This window comes from Streptomyces sp. NPDC101191 (genome assembly GCF_044767915.1).
Classification (GTDB): Bacteria; Actinomycetota; Actinomycetes; order Streptomycetales; family Streptomycetaceae; genus Streptomyces.
Genome location: NZ_JBIWOU010000006.1, coordinates 620,450 through 639,235 on the forward strand (window position 1 = coordinate 620,450; position 18,786 = coordinate 639,235).

Below are 18,786 nucleotides of genomic sequence, written 5' to 3' on the forward strand. Positions count from 1 at the left end.
GCCGCCCGGGGCCGTGAGCGGCCGGAGCTACCCCGGGGCGCCGGGGGCGTACGTCCCGAAACTCCAGACGTTGCCCTCGGCGTCGCGGGCCATGTAGTCCCGCGAGCCGTAGTCCTGATCGGTCGGCGGCATCACGATCTCCGCGCCCTGGGCGACCGCGCGGGCGTGGTGCTCGTCGACGTCGGTGACGCGGACGTAGACCCCGGCCGGCCCCGCGCCCCTCATCAGCTGGTCGAACCGGCTGCCCGTCCCCTTGCTGCCGAGCATCACCTTCCCGTTCCCGTAGGACAGCTCCGCGTGCATCACGCGCCCGTCCTCCCCCTCGTACACGGCGTCGGCGGTGAAGCCGAAGCCCTCGGTGAGCAGCCGGATCGCGGCCTTCGCGTCGTCGTACGTCAGCGTCGGACAGATGTCGGGGGACTCGCCCATCCCGATCACTTTCCTCTCTCCCGCGGGTGGTCCCGCGATGTGTCTGGCGTGCCTGGGGTGTGCTGGGGGTGTGCCGGGGGTCTGCTCCGGGTGCGCGCGGCAGGTGCCCCGCACCGGCGGCCCCCGCCGGCGGCGCGCCCGCGGGTCAGCGGAAGGTGTCGCAGCGCGCCATGTCGCCCGTGGTGTAGCCGGTGCGGAACCACTGTTGGCGCTGCGCCGCCGAACCGTGCGTCCAGCTCTCCGGGGTCACCCGGCCCTGGAACCGTTCCTGGATCCGGTCGTCGCCGACCGCGGCCGCCGCGTCCAGGCCGTCGCGGATGTCGTCGTCGGTGAGCCGGACGAGCAGCGGGCGGCCGGTCCTGTCGTCGGGCGCCGTGGTCGCGTGCCGGGCCCAGACGCCCGCGTAGCAGTCGGCCTGGAGCTCGACCCTCACGGCGTCGGAGTTCGCGCCGGTGCGCCCGTCCCGGGCGCGGGCCAGCGTCCCCGTCATGTTCTGCACGTGGTGGCCGTACTCGTGCGCCACCACGTACGCCTGCGCGAAGGGCCCGCCGGTCGCGCCGAACTTCGTGCGCAGCTCGTCGAAGAAGCCCAGGTCCACATAGACCCGCCGGTCGCCGGGGCAGTAGAACGGGCCGACCGCCGAGGTCGCCGAGCCGCAGGCGGTCGGGACCTGCCGGCTGAACAGCACCGTCGTGGCGTCGCCGTACCGCCCGCCGCGGCGCGCGTACTCGGCCCGCCAGAAGTCCTGCACGCTGTTGACGACCGCGACGATCCGGCAGTCCTCGCGGGTGTTCGCGTCGGAGCCGGTGCGGCAGCTCCGGTTCACCTGGGCGGCCGAGGAGGAGGTCGCGGCCGGCTCCTCGCCCCCGGGGGACAGGCCCAGCTGCTCGGGGCCCACCCCGAAGAGCAGGCCGAGGACCAGGGCGATGACGCCGATGATCCCGCCGCCGACAGTGGCCCTGCCGCCCGGGATGCGGCTGCCCCGGACGTCCTCGACCTCCGAGGTGTCCAGGTCGGCGTCGTCGTCGAACTGCATGGCCACCGCCCTCCGCGTCTCTGCCGAGTATTGATCGGCCCGGGGCGATCCACCCCTTTTGCGGGGCACGCGAGGTATGCGATGAGAGCGGCTGATGTCGGCAAAGGTGTGAGATGCGGCACCTGTGATCTGTGGCCTAAAAGCAGTTGCAGCGGCCCGTTAGACTGGCCGCATGGCCATTCTCCCCGTGCATTAGCGGCGTCGAAGCCCCGCTCAGCCGTCCTTCCGCCGTTACCCATCGCCCTGGAGTCTGTCCGTGATCACCGCCTCCGGCATCGAGCTGCGCGCCGGTGCCCGTGTCCTCATCGAGTCCGCTTCCTTCCGTGTCGCCAAGGGCGACCGCATCGGCCTGGTCGGCCGTAACGGAGCGGGCAAGACCACCCTCACCAAGTGCCTCGCGGGCGAGGGGCAGCCGGCCGGCGGCACCATCGCCCGCTCCGGCGAGGTCGGGTACCTCCCGCAGGACCCGCGCACCGGCGACCTCGACGTGCTCGCCCGCGACCGCATCCTCTCCGCCCGCGGCCTCGACGTGCTCATCCGCAAGATGCGCCAGAACGAGGAGCGCATCGCCACCGGCGCCGGCGCCACCCGCGAGAAGGCGCTGCGGCAGTACGAGCGCCAGGAGACCGAGTTCCTCACCAAGGGCGGCTACGCGGCGGAGGCCGAGGCCTCCACCATCGCCGCCGCCCTCGGTCTGCCCGACCGGGTCCTCGGCCAGCCGCTGCACACCCTGTCCGGTGGTCAGCGCCGCCGTATCGAGCTGGCCCGCATCCTCTTCTCCGACGCGGACACCCTGCTCCTCGACGAGCCCACCAACCACCTCGACGCCGACTCGATCATCTGGCTGCGGGACTACCTGAAGACGTACCGCGGCGGGTTCATCGTGATCTCCCACGACGTCGACCTCGTGGAGACCGTGGTCAACAAGGTGTTCTACCTGGACGCCAACCGCTCCACGATCGACGTCTACAACATGGGCTGGAAGCTCTACCAGCAGCAGCGCGAGGCCGACGAGAAGCGCCGCAGGCGCGAGCGCCAGAACGCCGAGAAGAAGGCCGCCGCGCTCAACTCGCAGGCCGACAAGATGCGCGCCAAGGCCACCAAGACCGTGGCCGCGCAGAACATGGCCAAGCGGGCCGAGCGCCTGCTGTCCGGCCTGGAGGCGGTCCGCGTCTCCGACAAGGTCGCCAAGCTCCGCTTCCCGGAGCCCGCGCCCTGCGGCAAGACCCCGCTCACGGCCGAGGGTCTCTCCAAGTCGTACGGTTCCCTCGAAATCTTCACCGATGTGAACCTCGCGATCGACAAGGGCTCGCGCGTGGTCATCCTCGGCCTCAACGGCGCGGGCAAGACCACCCTGCTCCGGCTGCTCGGCGGCGTCGAGGACCCCGACACCGGCGAGGTCACGCCCGGCCACGGTCTCAAGCTCGGCTACTACGCCCAGGAGCACGAGACCCTGGACCCCGAGCGCACGGTCCTGGAGAACATGCGCTCGGCCGCCCCCGACCTCGATCTCGTCGAGGTCCGCAAGGTGCTCGGTTCCTTCCTGTTCTCCGGCGACGACGTCGACAAGCCGGCCGGCGTCCTCTCCGGCGGCGAGAAGACCCGTCTCGCGCTCGCGACCCTGGTCGTCTCCTCCGCGAACGTGCTGCTCCTCGACGAGCCGACCAACAACCTGGACCCGGCCAGCCGCGAGGAGATCCTCGGCGCGCTGCGCACGTACAAGGGCGCCGTCGTGCTGGTCACCCACGACGAGGGCGCCGTCGAGGCGCTCGCCCCGGAGCGGATCATCCTGCTCCCGGACGGCGTGGAGGACCTGTGGGGCGCCGACTACGCGGACCTGGTCGCCCTGGCCTGAGTCCGGCGAGCGGGTCGGGTGATCACCTCGGGCTGGATCATTCGGCTCATGGGTGATCCTTCATCTGAGTGAGTGCGTCTCGTACCTCCGGCGCGGGGTCTGCGGAATCCTTCCGTCAGGCCCCGCGCCGTACTTGTGTTCGCAGAAGGGCGCTGACCTGGCACTTCCCGCTGGATCGGGGGGAGGAGCGGGATTCCGGCCTTGCGGAACGATCAATTCCGGTCGTGGCGGTCCGCGGCGCTCGGCCCAAGCGAATGGCACGGACCTTGTCGAATGGGTGGCCAGGACGTCCGGGAGGGGTGATCATGAGAAGTCCAGAGCGCACTTCCCATGAGGAGGCACGGGTGGCCGAGACTCTGAAGAAGGGCAGCCGGGTGACCGGCGCCGCGCGCGACAAGCTCGCGGCAGACCTGAAGAAGAAGTACGACTCCGGTGCGAGCATCCGGGCGCTGGCCGAGGAAACCGGCCGCTCCTACGGATTCGTCCACCGGATGCTCAGCGAGTCCGGAGTCACGCTGCGCGGACGCGGCGGAGCGACACGGGGCAAGAAGGCAGCCTCGGCCTGACATCGGGGCGGTTCGTCCGGTCCACCGGGTCTCTCGGTGGCCACCCGGTCGGTCGTGTGGTCGACCGGGTGGTTACTGTGCAGTCACTTAGCATCGGATGCAGTGCTGCACCGGAACCGGAGGCGCCCCATGACTTCGCTCCACGACTCTGAGCACGAAGAGCTCGTTTTCGACAAGGACGGTGTACGGCTCACCGTCGAGGACGCCGTTGCCACGGTGACCCTGACCCGACCGGCGAAGCGCAACGCCCAGTCTCCCGCTCTGTGGCGGGCGTTGACGGAGGCCGGCCGGTCACTGCCGGGCAGCGTGCGGATCGTGGTCCTGCGCGGTGAGGGCAAGTCCTTCTCCGCGGGCCTCGACCGGCAGGCCTTCACGCCCGAGGGCTTCGACGGAGAGCCGTCCTTCCTCGACCTCGCGCGCGGTTCCGACGCGGACCTCGACGCGGTCATCTCCGAGTACCAGGAAGCGTTCACCTGGTGGCGTCGCAGCGACATCGTGTCGATCGCGGCCGTCCAGGGGCACGCCATCGGCGCGGGCTTCCAGCTCGCGCTCGCCTGCGACCTGCGGGTCGTCGCCGACGACGTGCAGTTCGCCATGCGCGAGACCAGCCTGGGCCTCGTCCCGGACCTGACCGGGACGCACCCGCTCGTCTCCCTGGTGGGCTACGCGCGCGCCCTGGAGATCTGCGCCACCGGGCGGTTCGTGCACGCCGAGGAGGCCGAGCGCATCGGCCTGGCCAACCTCGCCGTGCCCGCCGCCGAACTCGACGGCGCCGTACGGGACCTGGGCGCCGCCCTGCTCGCGGCCCCGCGCTCGGCGGTCATCGAGACCAAGGCCCTGCTCCAGGGCGTCTCCGGGCGTTCGTACGAGGAGCAGCGCGTCGCCGAGCGGGCCGCGCAGGCCCGGCGGCTCCGCGATCTGGCCGGCCTCGGCGACTGAGCCGTACCGGACCCGTCAGCGCAGCTCCGACACCAGCACCGTGACCGCCGTCGCCTCCGGGGCCGCGGCGGTCAGCGCCGTCCGGACCGTGCGGACGACGTCCAGCGGGCGACGGCCCCCGGTGACCGCCAGCTCGACCCGGAGCCGGCCGCCGTCCCGCTGCAGGGGGGCGCCGTAGACATCGGTCAGGGCCGCGACGCCCGGGACCGCCAGGGCGGCGAGCGCCGCGGGGGAGTCGGGGACGGGCGGCGTCGTTCGCCCGGGTGGCGGAACGGGGGGTGCCGGATCCGGGGCGGCGTCCAGCAGCTCCGTCACGCGCAGGTTCACCGCCTCGAGGGGGAGCCCGAGCGCGCCCTCGGCCCCCTCCAGCAGCGCGGCCCGGAGCCGTTCCGCCAGCACGGGCAGCGGGCGGCCCGGCACCGCCGCGAAGTCCAGCGAGACCTCCAGCGCCCCGGGCGGAAGACCGCCCGGCGGTACGGGCAGCGGCGTCCCGGCCGCCCGCGCGAGCCGGAACCGGGGGCGCCCCGGCACCACGCCCCGCACCCCTGCCGCCACCGACAGGAGCAGGTCCCGTACCGCCCACTCCGCGATCCACGCGCCGTCCGCCGCCTCGCCGAGCGGCAGCAGTCGGTCCGTCGTGCGCCACACCTCAGCCGTCGTCATTGCTCCAGCCTGCCGCATTCCCCACGCGAGATGGGGTAACTCGCCTTAATGTGAGCGAATCAGACGAAAGCGGAGAGAAGGGATGGCTGGCGATGGCCGACAATCCGCGTTCCGAGCAGCAGAACCCCACCCCCGTGACCAAGCGCGGTGGCGGTGACCCCGCGGCCCGGGGGCGCACCACGATCGCCGACGGCGTCGTGGAGAAGATCGCGGGCATGGCCGCCCGCGACGTCGTCGGCGTCCATGCCATGGGCAGCGGGCTTTCCCGCACCCTCGGCGCGGTCCGCGACCGGGTCCCCGGCGGCGGCACGAAGTCCGGCGTCACCCGGGGCGTCAAGGCGGAGGTCGGCGAGCTGCAGACCGCGCTCGACCTGGAGATCGTCGTCGACTACGGCGTGTCGATCTCCGAGGTGGCCGGCGCCGTCCGGGAGAACGTCATCGCCGCCGTCGAGCGCATGACCGGCCTGGAGGTCGTCGAGGTCAACATCGCCGTCAGCGACGTCAAGCTGCCGGAGGAAGAGGAAGAGGAGTCGGAGAGCCGACTCCAGTAGACGGCGGTCCCACGGCGGAAAGGGCTCAGCATGAGCATGGCGGTGGTCGGCCTGGTGGCCGGCATGGCGCTCGGCTTCGCCGGGTACTTCGGAGGCTTCGGCGCGTTCGTCCTGGTCGCGGCCCTCGGAGCGATCGGCTTCGTGGTCGGGCGGTTCCTGGAGGGCGACCTGGAGTTCGGCGATCTGTTCCGGGGCCGCGAACGCGGCGACCGGCGGCGGTGACGGCCGGTGGCGGACCTGGTGAAGGACCGGGTGGGAGCGGCGACCCGGGGAGCGACGACGATCGCCGACCGGGTCGTCGCGAAGATCGCCGCCCAGGCGGCGCGCGAGGCGCTCGACGCGGTGCCCAAGGAGGGTTCCGCGCCGCACGCCACGGTCGTCGTGCACCGTGACGTCGCCCGGGTCGCGGTCAGTCTCGAACTCGACTACCCCGCCGACATCGGGCGCCAGTGCGGCGCCGTGCGCGGCCGGGTCCGGCAGCGGGTGGAGACCCTGGCGGGCATCGAGGTGCACGAGGTGTCCGTCCACGTCGAGCGGCTGCACTCCGTGCAGACCGCCCACGACCACAAGCGGGGGCGCCTGAAATGACCACCGACACCGACACCGTCCCCGTCCTCCAGGACGACCCACCGCCCCCCGCGCCCGCCCCGCGGCGCTTCTGGGCCGTGCGGCGGATCCCCGCCGCGATCCTCGCCGTCGTCCTGCTCGGCGGCGCGGGGCTCCTGCTGTACGACGTGGCCGCCGTCCGGGCGGAGCACACCGCTATGGCCTGGCGCAGCTCCCTCGCCCACGACCTCGCCACCCGGCCCCTCGACGACACCTGGGTGCTCGCCGGCGCGGCGCTCGCCGTGGCACTCGGACTGTGGCTGCTCGTCCTGGCGGCCACCCCGGGCCTGCGGGCCGTGCTGCCCATGCGGCGCGAGCACGCCGACGTACGGGCCGGGCTGGACCGCAAGGCCGCCGCGCTGGCCCTGCGCGACCGGGCCATGGAGGTGTCCGGCGTGCAGTCGGTGCAGGTCAGGATGGGCCGGGCCAAGGTGGGCGTGCGGGCCGTCTCCCACTTCCGCGAGCTCGACGTGGTCCGCGCCGACCTGGAGACCGTCCTCGGCGGCGGCATCGACGAACTGGGGCTGGCCCACCCGCCGGCCCTGACCGTGCGGGTGGCCCGCCCGCCCAGGAAGGGGTGAGGCCGTGACCCTCGTGCTCCGGCGCGTCAACCGGATCGTGCTGGCCCTCGTCGGCCTGCTGCTCGTGGTGGGCGGCGGCGCCGTCCTGGCGGCCGGCTTCGATCTGCCCGTGCCCTCCTGGTGGCCCTGGTCCGGGCCGGACGACGTGTTGCTCAGCCGTTCCGAGCGCCAGCACTGGCGCGACGAGAGCTGGTGGTGGCCGGTGGTCATCGCCGTGCTCGCGGTCCTGGTGCTGCTCTCCCTGTGGTGGCTGATCGCCCAGTTCCGGCGGGCCCGGCTCCGCGAGGTGCTCGTCGACAGCGGCGACGGCGAGGAGGCCGTGGTGCACGGCCGGGCCCTGGAGGCCGTCCTGGAGGCCGACGCGGCCGCGCAGGAAGGGGTGGCCCGGGCCCGGGTCGCGCTCACCGGCCGGCGCGCCGCGCCCCGGACCCGGGTGGCCCTGCAACTGGAGCCGTACGCCTCCCCGGCCGACGCCCTGACCGCACTGTCCGCGCAGGCCCTGGGCCATGCCCGGACGTCCACGGGGATTCCCGCCCTGCCCACCGAGGCCCGGCTGCGCGCCGTCAAGCACCGGGCCCGGCGGGTGACTTAGGCCTATTCTTCCGGATCGCTCCGGCCCCGCGGTGTCCGGTGCCGGCACCCGGGCCCGGTCCGGGCCCTGATGCGGGGCAGAGCCCGCCCTAGGGTGCCCGTCGGCCCCGAGGCGCCGGTGGCTCGCCTCAGTGGCCGCCGGTCGGTCCGGGGCCCCGCTCGGGCCCCGGACGTCAGAAGCCGCTCCGCGCCCCGCCGTCCACCGGGAGCATCACGCCCGTCAGGTACGAGGCGGCGGGGGAGAGCAGGAACGCGGCCGTGCGCCCGAACTCCTCCGGAGTGCCGTAGCGGCGCAGCGGGATCTGCGCCTCGTTCGCCACGCGCGTCGCGTCCGCGTCCCCGGACAGCCCGTCGAGGTAGCGCACGCGGTCGGTGTCGATACGGCTCGGCAGCAGGCCCACGACCCGGATGCCGCGCGGGCCGACGTCGTTGGAGAGGGACTTGGCGAAGCCCGCCAGACCGGGGCGCAGGCCGTTGGAGATGGCGAGGCCCTGGATCGGCTCGTGCACCGAGCCGGACAGCACGAGGCCGATGACCCCGCCCTCGGTCAGGGTGTCGGCCGCCGCGCGGGCCAGCCGTACGGCGCCCAGGAAGACGGTGTCGAAGGCGGTCGCCCACTCGGCGTCGGTGTTGTCGGCGCCGAAGCCCGGCGGCGGGCCGCCCACGCTGATCAGGATGCCGTCGAAGCCGCCGAACCGGGACCGAGCCTCCGCGATCAGCCGGGCCGGGGTCTCCGGGTCGGCGTTGTCGGCGGCCACGCCCGCCGCGTTCGGGCCGAGTTCGGCCGCCGCCTCGGCGACGGTCTTCTCCTCGCGCCCGGTGAGCAGCACCTTCGCGCCCTCGGCGAGCAGCGCCTCCGCCGAGGCCCGGCCGAGCCCTCGGGTCGCGCCGGTCACCACGTACACACGGTCCTTCAGCCCAAGATCCATGGCCCGATTCTAGGTTGCCGCCCCCGGGCCCGCCGGTGACACCCGTACGGTGTGCGGCATGAGTGACATCACCGACCACTGGTCCTCGCCGCCCGATCGTACGGTGCACGGCGGGTTCGGCCGCTGTGACATCACGATCCTGCTGCCCCCGTTCGACGTGGACGCCCGGAGCCTCCCGGGCAACGACCCCTTGAGGGCAAGAGAGTTGGTCCGGTCCTTCGGCACCGTGGAGGACGTCGTCGAGGAGCTGGGGGCGAGGGGCGCGAACGAGGTGCCGTATCCGGTCGAGCGGACGGACCTCGACGTGGTCCTTGCCGGGGCGTGGGGGAACGTCCTGGGCATCAGCGACCCCGCGCTCGCCGACGACGGCAACGACGAGCCGCTGCGGCGCGAGGTGGGGAGGCTCCGCGAGCGGTTCCCCGACGCGCGGATCTTCGGCCGGGTGGCGTTCGACTGCGGCGACTCCCACACCGAGGACCTCGTGTCGCTGCCGGACGGGCCGCTGTTCCACGCCTCCGGCTGGCCGGGGACGGACCCGTGGGAGGTGACCGGAGATCCGCACGAGATCGCCGCCGCTCTCGGGATCACGGGCCGGATGCTGGCGGACGCCGAGGTGGACCTGGACGCCGAGCCGGAGGAGGTGGAGTGGGGGGCCTTCGTCTCCCTGGCCCTGGGGGACGCCGACCCGTGGGCGTGGGCGGAGTCCCGGGTCGGCGCCTTCCGGGTCCGGCACACCGAGGCGTACACGCGCCGCATGGAGGAGCTCTTCCTTCCGGATGTGTGACAACTCGGCTGTTTCTTCGCCGGATTGACACGCCGGTACGGGCATGACCCTGTCATTTCTGTCGGCGGGGCGGTCTAGGGTGAAGCGGGGGCGGCGCTCACGTCACGGGGGCCATGCGCCGCCCCTCACCCCTCACGCCCCCTCGACGAGGGAAGACACGACATAGTGAACAGGGCGATACGCATACCGAACCGGTGGCGGTTGGTCGCGCGCTTCGCGGCCGCTCTCGGCCTGGCCGGGGCCGTCACGCTCACCGGACTGCCCGGTGTCCCGGTCGAGCACTCCGAAGCCGCGCCCGTCACGGCCAAGTTGCGGCCGGGCACCGGCAAGCGGTGCGACTCCAAGCACCTGGGAAAGTCCTACGACACCACGCCGCGGAACTCCGGCTTCCCCACGACCCCGGGAACCAACTTCGACGCGTGGAAGGGTGATCCGAAGAACTTCAACTACCCCCTGCCCAGCAAGGCGTTCGACGGACTGAAGGCGCCGACGGCGGCGGAGGAGGCCAAGGCACTCTCCAAGGTCCCGGGAGACCGGACGAAGAACGTCGAGGCCTGGAAGAAGCAGGCCGCGGCTTCGGGTGACCCCGCCGACCGGGCGATGGAGATCTACGCCCGCTACCTGGAGAAGCCGCGCCCCAAGGGCTTCGACAACTTCTTCAGGGGTCTCGTCACCAACGAGAGCAACCGGACCAAGGGAGACGCGTTCGAGCGTCAGGTGGTCAGGGACTTCCGGCTGATCGGCCCGGACTGGCTGTGCGAGGTCTACGTCGACCTCTTCGACGCGGACGGGAAGCCGGCCGGGTACCGGAAGTACGACGCGTACAACCAGCGCAGCAAGGAGTTCAGCGAGTTCAAGTCCAACAGCAAGCCCGAGCTGTCGCAGCTGCGCAAGGACCGGGTCATCGCGAAGTCGATGCCCGACCACACCTTCCGCTTCGTCGGCGCGAAGAACTTCGAGGCCAAGCACCGCAAGCTGGTCGACGACTTCAACCGTGACGTCGAGCGGATGCGGCCCGGCAAGACCAACCAGGTCCGCGGCTTCCAGCGGCAGTACAACCTGATCCCGCAGACCAAGCCGATCCCCGGCTACTCGCGCTACGACACCTGGTTCGCGCCCGGTTGCCAGGGCGGCCCGGCCGGTCAGCCGCGGCTCGCGGCCGCCGCTGCCGGCACCTGCGGCAGCAGGGGGCCGCTCAACGACCGGGTCAACGGCTCCGGCCGCACCCTGAACGATGCCAAGCAGATCCAGGCCGAGGCCCGCCGCCTCGACACCCGCGGCACCATGCCGCGCGGCGGCCCGGGCGGCATCGACTTCACCACCCTCGAACTGCGCTACGTCGGCGGCCTCGCCAAGGGCAAGGGCATGCAGTACTCGATGAAGGCCGACATGATGCCCGACCCGGACGAGAACCCGGGCTTCGGCGGCCAGGAGAAGGTGCAGCTCGCCTCCGACGCACTGTTCACGTGGCTGGCGCTCACGCCCGACAAGTTCTGGGTCAACCTGAATCCCGACGAGCCGAACCGCGTCATGGACGCCAAGTTCGCCTCCACGGACGCGGGCCGGGTGCTGCTGGAGGCCGACCTCCAGATGAAGCACGACTTCTTCAAGGCCATGGACCCCAAGACGGACCTCGGCAAGCGGTACTGGGCGGCCCTCCCCAAGCAGAACGGCAACCCGTGCTTCCCGGGCCTGCGGAACTGGATCGAGCCCAAGGCCGCCCAGGTGCGCGAGCAGGACGGCGGCATCTACATCCTGGACGCTCCGCTGGCCCTGAAGTCCACCGCGCAGAAGTTCGCCACCCCCGGTAACGGGGAGCCGATCTGCGACCCGGGCGACGCGGAGATCAAGGCCGCGCAGAAGGTCATCGACTCGATGATCGTCCCCGAGGTCGAGAAGATCATCAACACCGCGCCGCAGTACGCCGACCTGCGCCGCGTCTACACCTCCCGGGTCGCCGCCGAGTGGATCCGGCAGCAGGACGCGAAGCAGGAGAGCGACTTCCGGAAGATCATCAACAGCGATGACGTGAAGCGCTGGCCGCTGCGCGCGCCCAACGAGAACTGGGACAAGGACGAGCTCTTCAAGCGCTACCGGAAGATCTTCATCAACGGCGAGTTCACCTACGACGTGGACACCGACCACGGCGTCCGGGTCTACATCGTCGGTGGCGTCGACTTCTCGAAGCAGCCGAAGAAGAACATCAGCAAGGTCCGCTTCACCACCGAGAACCGCACGCTCGACACGACCACCACGACGTCGATGCAGTCGGACGACACCTCCTACCGGGACACCGACATCCTCTACATCGGCGGTGACTCCTCAGGCGACACCAGCGGCGGCAACCCGACGCCCACCCCGTCGCCGAAGCCGACGACGCCGAAGCCGACCGGGGAGCCCACCGGGACCCCGACGGCCCAGCCCTCGCACACGCCGGCCCCCACCGACGGTCCGAAGCGTCCGGGCGGCGACCTCGCCCACACCGGCTCCGACACGCCGATCGGCACCATCGCGGGCGTGGCCGCCGCGGTGATCGCCGTCGGCGGGGCCCTCGTGTGGTGGATGCGCCGCCGCCGGTCCACTACGGGCTGATCCCTGGACCTTCCGGTTCACAGGGCCCCGCTCTCATGCGTACGTGAGAGCGGGGCCTTCCCCGTTGCCGCGGGGGCGCCCGGGGGCACGCGTGGGCATACGGGGACGGGGGAACGCGGGGGAGCCGCCCGGGCCCGGCTCACGCCTCCTCTGCGGCCAGTTCGACCGCGGTGCCCACGAGACCGATGTGGCTGAAGGCCTGCGGGAAGTTGCCGAGCTGCCGCCGCGCCGCCGGGTCGTACTCCTCGGCCAGCAGCCCCACGTCGCTGCACAACCCGACGAGCCGCTCGAACAGCTCGCGCGCCTCCTTCACCCGGCCGGTCATCCGCAGGGCGTCCGCCAGCCAGAACGAGCAGACCAGGAAGGTTCCCTCCTGCCCCGGCAGGCCGTCGACCGAGGCGCCCTCCGTCGAGTAGCGTCGGACGAGTCCGTGCTGCGTCAGCTCCGCCCGCACCGCGTCGACCGTGCCCACCACCCGGGGGTCGTCCGGCGGCAGGAAGCCCACCCGCGGGATCAGCAGGGTCGCCGCGTCCAGCTCGGTGGAACCGTAGGCCTGGGTGAAGGTGTTCCGCACCGGGTCGTAGCCCTTCGCGCACACCTCCGCGTGGATCTCGTCGCGCAGCGTCCGCCAGCGCACCGGGTCGCCCGGCAGCGAGGGATCGTCCTCCAGGGTGCGCACCGCCCGGTCGGCCGCCACCCACGCCATCACCTTGGAGTGCACGAAGTGCCGGCGTGGCCCGCGCACCTCCCACAGCCCCTCGTCGGGCTCGCGCCAGGTCGACTCCAGGAAGCCGAGCAGGCTCAACTGCAGGTTCCAGGCGTGCCGCTGCGCCGGGATCCCGGCCTGCCGCGCGCGGAAGAGCGAGTCGATCACCTCGCCGTACACGTCCAGCTGGAACTGCTGCACCGCCGCGTTCCCGATGCGTACGGGCGCCGAGTCCGCGTAGCCGCGCAGCCAGGGCAGGGTCGTCTCGGGCAGCCGGCGCTCCCCGGCCGGGCCGTACATGATCTGCAGGTCGGCCGGGTCGCCGGCCACCGCGCGCAGCAGCCAGTCGCGCCAGGCCCCGGCCTCCTCGACGTATCCGGCGGACAGCAGCGCGTTGAGCGTGAGGGAGGAGTCGCGCAGCCAGCAGGCGCGGTAGTCCCAGTTGCGCACGCCGCCGAGCTCCTCCGGCAGGGAGGTGGTGGGCGCGGCGACGATCCCGCCGGTCGGGGCGTAGGTGAGCGCCTTCAGGGTGATCAGGGAGCGCATCACCGCCTCGCGGAAGGGGCCCTCGTACGTGCAGCGGGCCGCCCACGCCCGCCAGTCGGCGAGCGAGTGTTCCAGGGCCTCGAAGGGATCGACGAGAGCGGGGCGCGGCTCGTGGGAGGGGTGCCAGGTGAGGACGAAGGCCACCTTCTCGCCGGCGGTGACGGTGAACGCCGAGCAGGTCGCGAACTGCTGGCCCCAGGTCTTCACCGGGGGCTCGCTGCGCAGCCACACCGAGTCGGGTCCGGCGATCGCCACCCGGTGTCCGTCGGAGCGGCGCACCCACGGCACGACCGAGCCGTAGTCCATGCGCAGTCGCAGCACCGAACTCATCTCCACGCGGCCGCTGACGCCCTCGACGATCCGGATGACGTCGGGCGCCCTGTCGCGCTGCGGCATGAAGTCGACGACCTTGACCGTGCCGGTACGCGTCTCCCACACGGTCTCCAGGACCAGACTGTCCTCGGCGTAGCGCCGGCTCGTGCAGGTCGTGGCGCCCTCGGGGGCGATCCGCCAGTGGCCGTTGTTCTCGTCGCCGAGGAGGGCGGCGAAACACGCCGCCGAGTCGAAGCGGGGCAGACACAGCCAGTCGATCGACCCGTCGCGGCCGACGAGCGCGGCGGTCTGGAGATCGCCGATGAGGGCGTAGTCGTCGATACGTTGCGTCACGCTTTGGGCTGTTCCCGCAAGTGGCGGTGGTCAATCAACCGCGGGCGGCGGACCGGCCGGGTTCAGGCGGTCGCCCCGGCGGGCTCGGGGGTCCCCTCGGACGCTTCGGCCTCTCCGGCCGCCGCCTCCCGGTCGCGCTTCTCGCGCCGGACGAGGATCACCCAGCCGACCGGAACGCCGGACGAGAAGAGCCACCACTGCACGGCGTACGCCATGTGCGAGCCGATCGAGTCGTGGTCGGGATCGGGGATCGGCTCGGGGCTGCCACCGGCCGGCTCGGGGGCCGTCTGCTCCAGATAGCCGCCGAGGACGGGGCGGCCGATGAGCAGGGTCTGCTGGGCGCTGGAGATCAGCATGACCTGACGGTCCGGCAGCCCCTTGAGGTCCTTGATGCCGCTGGCGCCGGTGGTCTCGTCGGCCATCAGCCGGCCGGTGACGGTGACCTCGCCCCTGGGGGCCGGCGGCACCTTGGGGTAGGCGCGCTGGTCGTCCGCCGCCTCGATCCAGCCGCGGTTCACCAGGACGACCTTGCCGTCCTTCAGGACCAGCGGGGTCAGCACGTGCACACCGACCCGCTCGTCGGACGAGACGCGGCGGCGCACGACGACCTCGTGCGCGGTGTCGAAGGTGCCGGTGGCGGTCACGTGGCGCCAGTAGTCGGTGCGGGGGACGGTGTGCCCGGGGGAGGTGAGCTCCTCGACCGGGACGGGCTTCGTCGCGAGGTTGTCCGCGATCAGGGTGTTCTGGGCCACCCGGCGTTCGTGCCGGTGGAACTGCCAGAAGCCCAGCTCGATCATCACGGGGATGAGGACGAGGGCCAGGAGGGTGAGGATCACCCACTGCCGGGACAACAGGAAGCGGTACACCCCACGACCGTACATCCGAGGCTGTGGGGTGACCGCACGGGGGTTCCGGTCCCCGGGGCGGGCGACCAGAGGATCGTTTCGTCACACCTTGTCGACGATGCCCACCTTCCCCTCCGCGCGGGCGCAGTGGCCGCCGCAGTACCAGGCGCCCCCGACCTCGACGCCCTGTCCGATGATCTGGACCCGGCAGTGTTCGCAGATGGGCGCCATGCGGTGGACGGCGCAGGCGAAGCAGTCGAAGACGTGCACCGCGCCCTGCGCGTGCACCTCGAAGGACATGCCGTAATCGTTTCCGCAGACCTCACAACGTGCCATGCGCCACAGGGTGCGGCCGCGCGCGGGCGAAGGCCGGGCGGCGCGCCCGGCCGTCACCCGTCTGCCGCCGTCAGGCGTCGGCGGGCGCCACGTCGCGCAGCAGCTGTGTGTAGGCGGCCTCGTCGACGACCGGGGTGCCGAAGGTCTTCGCCTTGACGGTCTTGGAGGTGGCGGAGTCCGGGTCGTTGGTGACGAGCAGGCTGGTGAGCCGCGACACACTCGTCGCCACGTGCAGCCCGGCCTCGACCGTCCGGTCCTCCAGGAGTTCACGGTCGACGGAGGTGTCACCGGAGAACGCCACCCGCATGCCCTGCTTGAGCGGTTTGTCCGACTCGTAACGTCCGGGGTTCGGGTACGGGCACGCCGGCCGCTTGCGCGAGGGGCGCCAGCCGTTCGTCCGGTACGAGGCCTGGTAGCCGATCCGCGGCTGCGCCGGCGCCGAGGCCCACTCGGTCAGCGGGCGGCACTCCAGCAGCGGCAGCCGCACCTGGCGCTCGGCGGCCGCGTGCAGGCTCGGCCGGAACGCCTCCGCGAGCACCCGGGCGTCGTCGAGCGCGTTGTGCGCCCGCTGTTGCACCACGCCGAAGTGCGCGGCGAGCGACTCCAGCTTGTGGTTGGGCAGCGGCAGCGACAGCTCCTTGGACAGCGCGATCGTGCACAGCCGCTGCCGCACGGGCGCGGCGCTCTCGGCCCGCGCGTACTCGCGGGCGATCATCTGCCAGTCGAACATCGCGTTGTGCGCGACGAGCACCCGGCCGTCGAGGCGCGCGGAGAACTCCTCGGCGATCTCCGGGAACAGCGGCGCCCCCGCGAGCACGTCGCTCGTCAGCCCGTGGATCCACACCGGTCCGGGATCCCGCTCGGGATTGACCAGCGTGTACCAGTGGTCCTCGACGTTCCCCTGCGCGTCCAGCCGGTAGACGGCAGCCGACACTATCCGGTCGTCGCGGGCGAGTCCGGTGGTCTCCACGTCGACGACCGCGTACCCCTGCGGGTAGGCGGCCGGCCACGTCGCTGCTGTCGTACGGTCGTCGAGCATGGTCACTGAGAATACGGGGCCCCGCCGACAGCCGGACGTCCGGTGCCCGATCGGTGACCGGAACCGGTCATCCCGTTGACGCGGCGAAAGCCGCCGGACCGGCGAGCAGCCCCGTCACCAGCGCCCGCGCGGAGGCGCGGAAGAGCGCCTCCGTGTCGATCGCCGCCGCCAGGGCGTGGGCCAGGGCCGGGTCCGCCGCCGCCGTCTCGGCGGCGGCTTCCGTGGCCCACAGTTCCGTCTCCGCCGGCGACTGGGCCGGGGCGCGCTCGCGGTTGCGTTCGACGAGGACGTGGCCGACGACGTGGAACTGGACGGCGCGGACCAGTTCGGCGGCGCGGGGGCCGCGCAGGCCGGCCTCGTGGGCCTCGTGGACCAGGGCGCGCTGGGCGGGCAGGAACATGCGTTCCGTGAGGCCGCGTTCGTGAACCATCGCGACGAGGTGCGGGCGCTCGCGCAGGGCGCGGCGGAGCAGCAGGGCGACGGAGACGATCCGTTCGGCGGGGCCGGCGCCGCGGGGGCGGAGGGTGCCGAGGTCGGCGACGGTGCGTTCGACGAGGGCGTCGAGGAGCGACTCGCGGTTTCCGACGTGCCAGTAGATCGAGGTGACGGCGGTGCCGAGTTCGGCCGCGAGCCGGCGCATGGTGAGGGCCGCCGGGCCGTGCTCCCTGACCAGGGCGGCGGCGGTGTCCAGGACCTCGTCGCGGGTCAGCGCGGTGCGTGCCATCGGATCGATCCCCCAACTCGCTTGTCCGTCATGCCTCTTTACCCTTCCGGGCCGTCGGTGTAACTGTGTTACAGGCCGATACGTTCCCGGAAGGCGGTACGTCATGGCACGAGTACGGTACGGGGCGCGCACCGAGGCGGAGCTCGCCGCGACCCGTGAGAAGAGCGCCGGAATCCCCGACATCTGGTCCACCGGAGTGGTCGCCGTCTGGGAGACCGATCCCGACGTCGTGGCGGCCGTCCTGCCGCCCCCGCTCAAGCCCACCGGGCGCCCGCTCGTCCGGGTCAACATCAGCAAGGTCGACCTCCCCGGCTATCCGCTCGGCGCCGGCTCCGTGGCCGTCGCCGCCGCCCACGGCGACCGCGAGGGCTGGTATCCGCTGGTCATGCCGATGACCCACGAGCGCGCGCTGACCGGGGGGCGCGAGGTCTTCGGCGAGCCGAAGAAGCTCGGCGAGGTGCTCGTCGAGCGGGACGGTCTCGTCGTGTCCGCCTCCCTCGCGCGGCACGGCATCGCCTTCGTCGAGGTGCGCGGCGCCGTCTCGGAGCCGCTGCCGCTGCCCGGACCCACCGAGAAGACCGACTTCTACTTCAAGTTCCTTCCCGCCGTCGACGGTTCGGGCTTCGACGGCGACCCCGTCCTGGTCCACTGCGTGCGCAACGAGAAGGTGCGCAAGCTGGAGCGGATCACCGGCGACGTCGTCCTGCGCGAGTCGATGTACGACCCGGTCGCCGACCTCCCGGTCCGCCGGCTCGTCGAGATCACCATCGGCGAGAAGAGCACCGACCAGAAGGGCCGGGTCGTCGAACGGGTCGGTGCCCAGGACCTCCTGCCCTACCTGCACCAGCGCTACGACGACCCGCAACAGGCACTCGACGCCCCGCCGGAAGGGAGCCACTCCTGATGGAACTGCGTGAGGGACAGGTCGCCGTCGTCACCGGCGCCGCGAGCGGCATCGGCCTCGCCATGGCCCGCCGCTTCGCCGACGAGGGCCTCGCCGTCGTCATGGGCGACGTCGAGGAGGGCCCGCTCGCCGAGGCGGCCGAGGAGCTGATGGAGGGCGGGGCGCAGGTCCTCGCCCGGATCGTCGACGTCAGCGAGCCCGACTCCGTCCGGGCCTTCGCCGACTCCGCGTACGAGACCTTCGGCGCCGTCCACGTGCTGTGCAACAACGCCGGAGTCGGCTCCGGTGCCGAGGGCCGCATGTGGGAGCACGAGCCCAACGACTGGAAGTGGGCGTTCGCGGTCAACGTGTGGGGCGTCTTCCACGGCATCCAGGCCTTCGTGCCCCGGATGATCGCGGGCGGCGAGCCCGGCCACGTGGTCAACACCTCCTCCGGCGACGGGGGCATCGCCCCGCTTCCCACGGCCTCCGTGTACGCCGTCACCAAGTCCGCCGTCGTCACCATGACCGAGTCGCTGTACGCGCACCTGAAGGCGGACCGGGCGCGGGTCGGCGCCTCCGTGCTGTTCCCCGGGCCGCACATGCTGCGCACCGGCCTGTGGGAGTCGCACCGCAACCGGCCCGAGCGCTACGCCAAGGAGCGCCCCCGCAAGACCCCGTACCGCAGCCTCGACCAGTGGGAGGCCGCGATGAAGGAGGCCGGGCACGAGGTCGCCTTCACCCCGGTCGAGGAGGTCGCCGAGCACGTCGTCGACGGCATCAGGGCCGACCGGTTCTGGATGCTCCCGGCGAGCGAGCACAGCGACCGGCAGATCAGGGCGCGTTCGCAGTCGATGCTCGACCGCGCCGACCCGTCGTACCTGGAGAGCTTCATCCTCGACTGACCGGCCTGAGGGGG

Annotated in this window: 21 protein-coding genes; 12 read left to right on the forward strand and 9 right to left on the reverse strand. The window is 72.3% G+C overall.

All coding sequences use genetic code 11. From position 1 onward, the window contains the following. Window positions 1-27 precede the first annotated feature (27 nt). Window positions 28-429: a VOC family protein gene (locus tag ACIRQF_RS25855; protein ID WP_404095382.1), complete on the reverse strand. Its 402-nt coding sequence runs from the start codon at window positions 427-429 to the stop codon at window positions 28-30. A 145-nt stretch (window positions 430-574) separates the two neighbouring features. After that, on the reverse strand, window positions 575-1,465 hold the full coding sequence (locus tag ACIRQF_RS25860) for a neutral zinc metallopeptidase (protein ID WP_404095385.1): 891 nt from the start codon (window positions 1,463-1,465) through the stop codon (window positions 575-577). 256 nt (window positions 1,466-1,721) lie between these two features. Between ACIRQF_RS25860 and abc-f the strand changes: the two genes are divergently transcribed. The 3 genes from abc-f to ACIRQF_RS25875 all read left to right on the forward strand — a co-directional run bounded on the left by abc-f (window position 1,722) and on the right by ACIRQF_RS25875 (window position 4,825). Beyond that, on the forward strand, window positions 1,722-3,320 hold the full coding sequence (gene abc-f / locus ACIRQF_RS25865; protein ID WP_376629827.1) for a ribosomal protection-like ABC-F family protein: 1,599 nt from the start codon (window positions 1,722-1,724) through the stop codon (window positions 3,318-3,320). A 344-nt stretch (window positions 3,321-3,664) separates the two neighbouring features. Continuing rightward, window positions 3,665-3,886: a helix-turn-helix domain-containing protein gene (locus ACIRQF_RS25870; RefSeq protein ID WP_006123601.1), complete on the forward strand. Its 222-nt coding sequence runs from the start codon at window positions 3,665-3,667 to the stop codon at window positions 3,884-3,886. Window positions 3,887-4,015: 129 nt separating this feature from the next. After that, the gene (locus ACIRQF_RS25875) at window positions 4,016-4,825 is read left to right on the forward strand and encodes an enoyl-CoA hydratase/isomerase family protein (RefSeq protein WP_376629829.1); all 810 of its coding nucleotides are present in this window, start codon (window positions 4,016-4,018) and stop codon (window positions 4,823-4,825) included. Window positions 4,826-4,840: 15 nt separating this feature from the next. Here ACIRQF_RS25875 and ACIRQF_RS25880 read toward each other — a convergent pair whose 3' ends face one another. Continuing rightward, window positions 4,841-5,488, reverse strand: a complete 648-nt coding sequence (locus ACIRQF_RS25880) for a hypothetical protein (RefSeq protein WP_404095388.1) — start codon at window positions 5,486-5,488, stop codon at window positions 4,841-4,843. A gap of 92 nt (window positions 5,489-5,580) precedes the next feature. Here ACIRQF_RS25880 and ACIRQF_RS25885 point away from each other — a divergent pair, with 92 nt between their 5' ends. The 5 genes from ACIRQF_RS25885 to amaP are packed head-to-tail and all read left to right on the forward strand — an operon-like array spanning window position 5,581 to window position 7,818. After that, complete coding sequence (locus tag ACIRQF_RS25885) at window positions 5,581-6,039, forward strand: Asp23/Gls24 family envelope stress response protein (RefSeq protein WP_376629832.1); 459 nt, start codon at window positions 5,581-5,583, stop codon at window positions 6,037-6,039. 30 nt (window positions 6,040-6,069) lie between these two features. After that, window positions 6,070-6,261 carry a hypothetical protein gene (locus ACIRQF_RS25890; RefSeq protein ID WP_376629834.1) on the forward strand — a complete coding sequence of 64 codons (192 nt, stop codon included), beginning with the start codon at window positions 6,070-6,072 and terminating at the stop codon, window positions 6,259-6,261. 15 nt (window positions 6,262-6,276) lie between these two features. Further along, entirely contained in the window at window positions 6,277-6,627 is a 351-nt protein-coding gene (locus ACIRQF_RS25895; protein ID WP_404095502.1) for an Asp23/Gls24 family envelope stress response protein, read from the forward strand. Further along, window positions 6,624-7,226, forward strand: a complete 603-nt coding sequence (locus ACIRQF_RS25900; protein WP_404095391.1) for a DUF6286 domain-containing protein — start codon at window positions 6,624-6,626, stop codon at window positions 7,224-7,226. The genes ACIRQF_RS25895 and ACIRQF_RS25900 overlap by 4 nt, the downstream gene beginning before the upstream one ends. 4 nt (window positions 7,227-7,230) lie before the next feature. Further along, window positions 7,231-7,818, forward strand: a complete 588-nt coding sequence (gene amaP, locus ACIRQF_RS25905) for an alkaline shock response membrane anchor protein AmaP (RefSeq protein ID WP_382480612.1) — start codon at window positions 7,231-7,233, stop codon at window positions 7,816-7,818. A gap of 172 nt (window positions 7,819-7,990) precedes the next feature. On the opposite strand, the gene ACIRQF_RS25910 is transcribed toward amaP, so the two are convergent. Next, complete coding sequence (locus tag ACIRQF_RS25910; RefSeq protein ID WP_376629840.1) at window positions 7,991-8,746, reverse strand: SDR family oxidoreductase; 756 nt, start codon at window positions 8,744-8,746, stop codon at window positions 7,991-7,993. 58 nt (window positions 8,747-8,804) lie between these two features. Here ACIRQF_RS25910 and ACIRQF_RS25915 point away from each other — a divergent pair, with 58 nt between their 5' ends. Both ACIRQF_RS25915 and ACIRQF_RS25920 read left to right on the forward strand, forming a co-directional pair. Continuing rightward, on the forward strand, window positions 8,805-9,530 hold the full coding sequence (locus tag ACIRQF_RS25915) for a DUF6333 family protein (RefSeq protein ID WP_376629842.1): 726 nt from the start codon (window positions 8,805-8,807) through the stop codon (window positions 9,528-9,530). 165 nt (window positions 9,531-9,695) lie between these two features. Beyond that, window positions 9,696-12,122 (forward strand): LAETG motif-containing sortase-dependent surface protein, encoded by a 2,427-nt coding sequence (locus ACIRQF_RS25920; protein WP_376629844.1) that lies wholly within the window; start codon window positions 9,696-9,698, stop codon window positions 12,120-12,122. A gap of 139 nt (window positions 12,123-12,261) precedes the next feature. Here the strand turns inward: ACIRQF_RS25920 and ACIRQF_RS25925 are convergent, their stop codons facing one another. The 5 genes from ACIRQF_RS25925 to ACIRQF_RS25945 form a co-directional block, all read right to left on the reverse strand. Further along, on the reverse strand, window positions 12,262-14,040 hold the full coding sequence (locus ACIRQF_RS25925; RefSeq protein WP_404095395.1) for a glycoside hydrolase family 15 protein: 1,779 nt from the start codon (window positions 14,038-14,040) through the stop codon (window positions 12,262-12,264). Window positions 14,041-14,102: 62 nt separating this feature from the next. Beyond that, window positions 14,103-14,906 carry an SURF1 family protein gene (locus ACIRQF_RS25930; RefSeq protein ID WP_404095397.1) on the reverse strand — a complete coding sequence of 268 codons (804 nt, stop codon included), beginning with the start codon at window positions 14,904-14,906 and terminating at the stop codon, window positions 14,103-14,105. A gap of 81 nt (window positions 14,907-14,987) precedes the next feature. Further along, window positions 14,988-15,221, reverse strand: coding sequence for a hypothetical protein (locus ACIRQF_RS25935; protein ID WP_404095400.1), 234 nt, complete (start codon window positions 15,219-15,221; stop codon window positions 14,988-14,990). Between the two features lie 70 nt (window positions 15,222-15,291). Then, the gene (locus ACIRQF_RS25940; protein ID WP_389754299.1) at window positions 15,292-16,266 is read right to left on the reverse strand and encodes a DEDDh family exonuclease; all 975 of its coding nucleotides are present in this window, start codon (window positions 16,264-16,266) and stop codon (window positions 15,292-15,294) included. A 61-nt stretch (window positions 16,267-16,327) separates the two neighbouring features. Next, a complete protein-coding gene (locus tag ACIRQF_RS25945) occupies window positions 16,328-16,984 on the reverse strand; it encodes a TetR/AcrR family transcriptional regulator (protein WP_404095402.1) in 657 nt (218 codons plus the stop codon). A gap of 103 nt (window positions 16,985-17,087) precedes the next feature. On the opposite strand from ACIRQF_RS25945, the gene ACIRQF_RS25950 reads away from it, so the two are divergent. Together ACIRQF_RS25950 and ACIRQF_RS25955 are read left to right on the forward strand one after the other, a co-directional pair. Further along, window positions 17,088-17,888: an acetoacetate decarboxylase family protein gene (locus tag ACIRQF_RS25950; RefSeq protein ID WP_382480603.1), complete on the forward strand. Its 801-nt coding sequence runs from the start codon at window positions 17,088-17,090 to the stop codon at window positions 17,886-17,888. Continuing rightward, window positions 17,888-18,772 (forward strand): SDR family NAD(P)-dependent oxidoreductase, encoded by an 885-nt coding sequence (locus ACIRQF_RS25955; protein ID WP_404095405.1) that lies wholly within the window; start codon window positions 17,888-17,890, stop codon window positions 18,770-18,772. Before ACIRQF_RS25950 ends, ACIRQF_RS25955 begins: the two co-directional genes overlap by 1 nt. Window positions 18,773-18,786: the final 14 nt, after the last annotated feature.

Excerpts from the sequence above, each read along its gene's own strand:
- ACIRQF_RS25945 (WP_404095402.1), bottom strand. The coding sequence starts at position 16,984 with ATGGCACGCACCGCGCTGACCCGCGACGAGGTCCTGGACACCGCCGCC.
- ACIRQF_RS25880 (WP_404095388.1), bottom strand. The coding sequence starts at position 5,488 with ATGACGACGGCTGAGGTGTGGCGCACGACGGACCGACTGCTGCCGCTC.
- ACIRQF_RS25875 (WP_376629829.1), top strand. The coding sequence starts at position 4,016 with ATGACTTCGCTCCACGACTCTGAGCACGAAGAGCTCGTTTTCGACAAG.
- ACIRQF_RS25855 (WP_404095382.1), bottom strand. The coding sequence starts at position 429 with ATGGGCGAGTCCCCCGACATCTGTCCGACGCTGACGTACGACGACGCG.
- ACIRQF_RS25890 (WP_376629834.1), top strand. The coding sequence starts at position 6,070 with ATGAGCATGGCGGTGGTCGGCCTGGTGGCCGGCATGGCGCTCGGCTTC.
- ACIRQF_RS25910 (WP_376629840.1), bottom strand. The coding sequence starts at position 8,746 with ATGGATCTTGGGCTGAAGGACCGTGTGTACGTGGTGACCGGCGCGACC.
- ACIRQF_RS25885 (WP_376629832.1), top strand. The coding sequence starts at position 5,581 with ATGGCCGACAATCCGCGTTCCGAGCAGCAGAACCCCACCCCCGTGACC.
- ACIRQF_RS25915 (WP_376629842.1), top strand. The coding sequence starts at position 8,805 with ATGAGTGACATCACCGACCACTGGTCCTCGCCGCCCGATCGTACGGTG.
- ACIRQF_RS25860 (WP_404095385.1), bottom strand. The coding sequence starts at position 1,465 with ATGCAGTTCGACGACGACGCCGACCTGGACACCTCGGAGGTCGAGGAC.
- ACIRQF_RS25955 (WP_404095405.1), top strand. The coding sequence starts at position 17,888 with ATGGAACTGCGTGAGGGACAGGTCGCCGTCGTCACCGGCGCCGCGAGC.
- ACIRQF_RS25900 (WP_404095391.1), top strand. The coding sequence starts at position 6,624 with ATGACCACCGACACCGACACCGTCCCCGTCCTCCAGGACGACCCACCG.
- ACIRQF_RS25950 (WP_382480603.1), top strand. The coding sequence starts at position 17,088 with ATGGCACGAGTACGGTACGGGGCGCGCACCGAGGCGGAGCTCGCCGCG.
- ACIRQF_RS25935 (WP_404095400.1), bottom strand. The coding sequence starts at position 15,221 with ATGGCACGTTGTGAGGTCTGCGGAAACGATTACGGCATGTCCTTCGAG.